Genomic DNA, 5,908 nt, shown 5'->3' on the forward strand with positions numbered 1-5,908 from the left:
TCTTTACCTGATCAAGCTGGTCTTTTTCGATATCGACCCCAACCTGATTAACGCCACCGTACTCAACGGGCTGTTGACCGCCTGGACTCCCATCCTGATCGTCTGGGGAGCGATCTTTCTCTTCAAAACCATGGAATACACCGGGGCGATGGACACCATCCGCACCTGGCTCAACGGGGTGACCACCAACAAGGTCGCCCAGGCCATGATCGTCGGCTGGGCCTTCGCCTTTCTCATCGAGGGGGCCAGCGGATTCGGCACTCCCGCGGCCATCGCCGCTCCGATCCTGGTCGGCTTGGGCTTCCCCGCGGTGCGTGTGGCGATTCTCTGCCTGATCATGAACAGCGTCCCGGTGCACTTCGGCGCCGTCGGCACCCCGGGCTGGTTCGGCCTCGGCCAACTGGGACTGAGCTCACAGGAGCTGATGACCATCGGCATTAATACCGCCATCATTCATGGCGTCGCCGCGCTGGTGATTCCGGTGATCGCCCTGATCTTCGCCCTGTCTTTTGCGGAAGTACGCAAAAACCTGGTTTACGTCTATCTCAGCATCCTCAGCTGCATCGTCCCTTACATCATCTTCGCCCGATTTAACTACGAATTCCCGTCCATCGTCGGCGGCACCATCGGCCTGGTGGTCTCGGTCGCGCTCGCCCACTACCGGGTCGGCCTGGCCAAGGGCGACGATGCGGCCCAAGCTGCAAACGCCAAACATGTCCCCCTGCCGGCGCTGATCAAGGCGACCTTCCCGCTGTGGGGAACGGTTTTGCTGCTGCTGGCCACCCGCATCAATCAACTCGGGATCAAACCGTTGCTGGTCAGCGCCGAACCGCTGTGGAACGCCTCCCTCGGCACTCTCGGCGACATCGCCGTGAGCAAATCGCTGGTCGTCTCCCTCTCCGGGATCTTCGGCACCGCTACCGCCTGGAAATTTCAAACCCTCTATGTGCCTGCGCTGATCCCCTTCTTCACTATCGCGGCCGTCACCTTCGTCCTCTTCAAGGCCAAGGGAGAGGTGGTCAGCCGCACCCTGAACGAATCGGCCACCCAGATGAAAAAGCCGATCATGGCCCTGCTCAGCGCCCTGGTCTTCGTCAAGCTGCTGATGGTCGGCGGCGAGCAGGCCAGCACCCTGATCATCGGCCAGGCGCTGGCCGACACCTTCGGCCAGCAGTGGCAATATTTTGCCTCCTACCTCGGCGCCCTGGGGGCCTTCTTCTCCGGCTCCAACACCGTCTCCAACCTGACCTTCGGCGGCATTCAGCTCGGCATCGCCCAGGCCTCGGGCCTTTCCCCCACCAGCATCCTTGCCTACCAGTCGGTCGGTGGCGCCATGGGAAACATGACCTGCATCCACAATATCGTCGCCGTCTGCTCGGTGCTCGGCCTGAGCGCCGATGAAGGCTTCATCCTTAAGCGCACCGTGATCCCGATGCTGGCCTACGGCGTCATTGCCGCCGCCACCGGGGCCTTACTGCTGGGCTAGTGAGACCGGGGCAGACCCGAATTGCGCGGCAGGCCCTGGGCACTTCTGTGATAGATTGCGTTATCAAAACAGTTGATCAAAAAGAGGAGTAGATACGCCCATGACGTCCAAAACGATAATCGAAAAACTCAATAACATCGTTGGTGCGAAGAACTGCTGGACCGACCCGGCGGAGCTCGCCCTGTACAGCTTCGACTCGTCGGTGGAGAAACCGGCCATGCCCGAGGTGGTGGTTCGCCCGGAAAACACCGAACAGGTGGCCGCTGTATGTAAAATCTGCAATGACCACGATATCCCCCTGATCACCCGTGGCGCCGGCACCAACCTGGCCGGCGGCACTATCCCGGTGACCGGAGGCTGCGTGCTGCTGATGACGGGACTGAACCGGATTCTGGAAATCAACACCGAAGACATGTACGCCGTAGTTCAGGCCGGCGCCATCACCGCCGACATCGCTGCTGCGGTATCCGCCAAGGGGCTCTTCTACCCCCCCGATCCCGGCAGTCAGAAGATGTCGACCATCGGCGGCAACGTGGCCGAAAACGCCGGCGGCCTGCGCGGGCTCAAGTACGGCGTCACCAAGGATTATGTCATGGGAGTGACCTTCTGTGACATGGCAGGCAACATCGTCAAGGGGGGCGGCAAAACGGTCAAGCTCTGCACCGGCTACAACCTTACCGGGCTGATGTGCCAGTCGGAAGGGACCCTCGGGGTGATGACCGAGTTCATCCTCAAGCTGGTGCCGCCGCCCAAGGCATCGAAAGCGATGCTGGTTTCCTTTGCCGACATCATGGAAGCCGGCCGGACCGTCTCCGGCATCATCACCAACCATGTGCTCCCCTGCACCCTGGAACTGATGGACAACTTCACCATCAAGACCGTCCACGCGGCGACCGGCGCCGACCTGCCGACCGATGCGGCGGCCCTGCTGCTGATCGAGGTGGACGGCCACCCGGCCCAGGTCGAAGACGACTACCAGACGGTGCTCAAGGTCTGCCGTGAAAACAACGGAGAGGTACGGGTGGCTGAAACCGCCGAAGAGAAGGAGAAGCTCTGGGAAGGCCGGCGCAAGTCCCTCTCTTCGCTGGCCCGCCTGCGGCCGACCCTGGTGCTGGAAGACGCCACCGTCCCCCGCTCCCGCATCCCCGACATGCTGCTGGCGCTGGAGGAAATTCGCCAGAAGCACAACGTCACCATCGGCACCTTCGGCCACGCCGGCGACGGCAACCTGCATCCGACCATCCTCTGCGACAAGCGCGATGCCGAGGAGATGGCGCGGGTGCACCAGGCGGTCGACGCCATTTTCGCGGCGGCCCTGGCCATGGACGGAACCTGCAGCGGCGAGCACGGCATCGGCATCGCCAAGGTCAAGTACATGGTTGATGAAGTCGGCGAGGGAACCATCAACTACATGAAGCAGCTCAAAAAGGGGGTCGACCCGAAGAACCTGCTCAACCCGACCAAGATGGGGCTGTAGCGATGAGTGCGGTGGAAAATGTCGTTAGGAAGCTCAGGGAACTCGAAGACCTGCTGGTTCAGTGCAGCCGCTGCGGCACCTGCCAGGCGGTCTGCCCGCTCTACAAGAAGGACCGCCAGGAACATTCGGTGGCCCGGGGCAAGATGTTCCTGATCGAGGCGATCTACGAAGGACGGCTGGAAAAAGCCGAAGAGGTCTTCGCCCACCTCGACTACTGCCTGCTCTGCGGCCGCTGCAAGCGCGAGTGCCCGAGCGGGGTCAAGACTGACGAGATCTTCCTCAAGGCCAAGGCGATTCTGCGCCAGGTCAAGAAGATGCCGGCCTGGCAGAAACTGGTGCTGAAGGTCGCCATGGGCAAGCCGGAGCTGCTGGCCGCCCTGGCCCCCTTCTTCCACATGGGTTTGAAAGTCGGTGCGAAAAAAAATGCCGAAGGGCTTTTCAAACCGAGGCATTTTCTGCGCAGCGTCGCCGGCGACCTGGCCGACAAGCATGTGGTCAACATCGCTCCGGAGGCCCTGACCAAAAAGTACGGCGGCCTCAACCAAGCGAAAAACGAGCGCATGCGGGTGATCTTCTACCCCGGCTGCGCCACCGCCCTGATCTACACCAATTGGGGCGAGGCGATCATCGAAACCCTGCTTCACTACGGCATTTCGGTCCATGTACCCGAAGCCAACAAGTGCTGCGGCATCCCCTCGGCGACCATGGGCGAACTGGAGATCTACAAAGGTCAGGTCAACGACAACTTCGACTGGTTCGACTCGATCCTTGATGCCGACACCGTCATCACCAGCTGCCCGACCTGCGAGTACGGCTTAGCCGACATGGGACAGACCGCAACCGGGCGCAGCAGCACCAAGCGCTTCGTCGATATCATCGTCTTTCTCGAAGAGGTGCTGGGGGACGAACTCCCCACCGGCATTCCCCTCGAGGGAAGCAGCACCCTCCATGTCCCCTGTCACTATGACCACAGCAAGGACGCTGTGCTGAAAAACTTCATCCGCAAGCACTTCGACACCGACTACCAGGATCTGGCCAACCAGAACTGCTGCGGCTTCGGCGGCACCTTCAACCTGAAAAACTATCCGCATTCAAAAGAGGTCGGCAGGAGCAAGGGCGAGGAGATCCGCGACCGGGGCTTCAAAAACCTCTTCACTCCCTGCCCCGGCTGCGCCATGCAGCTCTCCGACTCCTGCGCCGGCGCCGATGCCGGGGTGGCGGCCACCCATCCGGTGGTAGAGTTGTACCGCCACCTCAAGCAGTAACCCCCCTCCAGGCAACGCGCGCCATTGCAGATCGATGGCGCGCGTTGTCCCCGCGGCTCCCGAACACATCAGTAAAACCTTCTTGGTCAGAATTCAAAACATGGTGCAAATATTGCATAATTAGAATGTTTTGAAATAACACCATCCATCTAAGCCAAGGACGAAACTTCTGCGATGGTTCCAATTTCAATCTATCCACAACAATCGATCAGTCACACCACTCACGCGATAACACCGCCGCGAGCTGTGATATAGCCTTTTTTCCGGGCAGACTGAACGATTGCCTGCCCTGGCCATAGCTGCTGAAAAACAGCCACAACACATCAAGAGCTTATGTAAAAAAAAGCCGAACGTCAGTCAATTGGCGGTCAAAACAAGCGTTGTTTTTGACACACCTGGACCTGGGATCATTCAACTCCGCGGCAATTGAGCCAAATTTCTTGCTTGAACCGACATTAACGTAGGCAATATAACCGCTCGATTATCCAGGTTCTTACGATTTGCAGCCAGGAATCTACACCCTGAAAATATTGTTTTTGTTGTTATGAAGGAGAATACACATGCCTGAGAGCCACCAGATTGCGACTGTCGTCAAGATTTCCGGCAAAGCCTACCTGAAAACGCCTGATGGCAAGATGACGCTGCTTATCGTCGGAGACGTCCTGCATGAGGGGGAAGTTGTCGTCACCGCCATCGATGGCCGGGTTGAGCTGGATTTCGGTGGCGGCTCGTTTCTGGTATTGCCCGCCGAGCAAACGACGCTGATAACCGCGGAGATTGCCGACTCGTTCGCTCTCTACAATGAAGACATCATCGATGAAGAGCCACACATCGAGACAATCTTTGAAGCCCTCGGAGTGCAGGAAAGATCTTCGGGCTTTACCGGAGGCATCGGTAACGACGGCAACAATTTCGTCCGACTGGAGCGGATCGCCCAGGTTCTCGCGCCGGCCCGTCTCGAGACCGAAGGTATTGAAACACCTGACTCCGTAGTCTTTGATGTTGCCTTTCAGTCAGACGATGAGGATCCGACCAGGAGCACTCCCCCCAACAAACCTGCGCTACCTACCATCGCGGTGGATGATGTCTCGGTGGACGAGGACGCAGGAACCGCGACCTTTACAGTGCGTCTGAGCCATGCGCCGGCGGCGACTGTAACCTTCGACTACACCACCAGCGGCGGCAGCGCCACTGCAGGCGCTGATTATGACGACGCCTCAGGCACCCTCACCTTCGCGCCCCGAGGACCGCTGACCCAGACCATCACCGTCAATATCACCGATGATGCGATCTACGAAGGGAACGAGCAGTTCTTCGTCAACCTTAGCAACATCCGCGGCGCCACCATCCTCAACACCCAGGGGGTTGGGTCGATCGCCGACAACGACACCACCAGTTTCAGCATCGGTAATGTCAGCATCAGCGAAGGCGGTTTGATGACCTTCACCGTCACCCGTACCGGGGACGCCGAAGCGGATCAGACCGTCGATTTCGCCACCAGCATCGAAGCGGGCGACAACTCGGAACTGGCGGACTTTACCGGCAACTCCGGCACCCTGACCTTTGCCAGTGGCGTCACCAGCCAGACCTTCACCGTGCAGACCACCCAGGATGCGATTTTTGAAGGCAGCGAAACCTTTACCGCCACCCTGAGCAACAATTCGGCCGGCAGCTCCATCA

At 59.5% G+C, this 5,908-nt stretch carries 4 protein-coding genes; all 4 read left to right on the forward strand.

Features of this window, described 5'->3' with window-relative positions:
- Positions 1–1,486, forward strand: a 1,486-nt coding sequence (locus ABYV89_RS13765; RefSeq protein ID WP_432823516.1) for an L-lactate permease, incomplete at its 5' end; no start/stop codon positions are given.
- A 100-nt stretch (positions 1,487–1,586) separates the two neighbouring features.
- On the forward strand, positions 1,587–2,963 hold the full coding sequence (locus ABYV89_RS13770; protein WP_432823517.1) for an FAD-binding oxidoreductase: 1,377 nt from the start codon (positions 1,587–1,589) through the stop codon (positions 2,961–2,963).
- Between the two features lie 2 nt (positions 2,964–2,965).
- Entirely contained in the window at positions 2,966–4,228 is a 1,263-nt protein-coding gene (locus ABYV89_RS13775; protein WP_432823518.1) for a (Fe-S)-binding protein, read from the forward strand.
- 560 nt (positions 4,229–4,788) lie between these two features.
- Positions 4,789–5,908, forward strand: a 1,120-nt coding sequence (locus ABYV89_RS13780; RefSeq protein WP_432823519.1) for a Calx-beta domain-containing protein, incomplete at its 3' end; no start/stop codon positions are given.

Origin of the sequence: Trichloromonas sp., assembly GCF_041583255.1 — a bacterium.
Lineage (GTDB): Bacteria > Desulfobacterota > Desulfuromonadia > Desulfuromonadales > Trichloromonadaceae > Trichloromonas.

Excerpts from the sequence above, each read along its gene's own strand:
- ABYV89_RS13770 (WP_432823517.1), top strand. The coding sequence starts at position 1,587 with ATGACGTCCAAAACGATAATCGAAAAACTCAATAACATCGTTGGTGCG.
- ABYV89_RS13775 (WP_432823518.1), top strand. The coding sequence starts at position 2,966 with ATGAGTGCGGTGGAAAATGTCGTTAGGAAGCTCAGGGAACTCGAAGAC.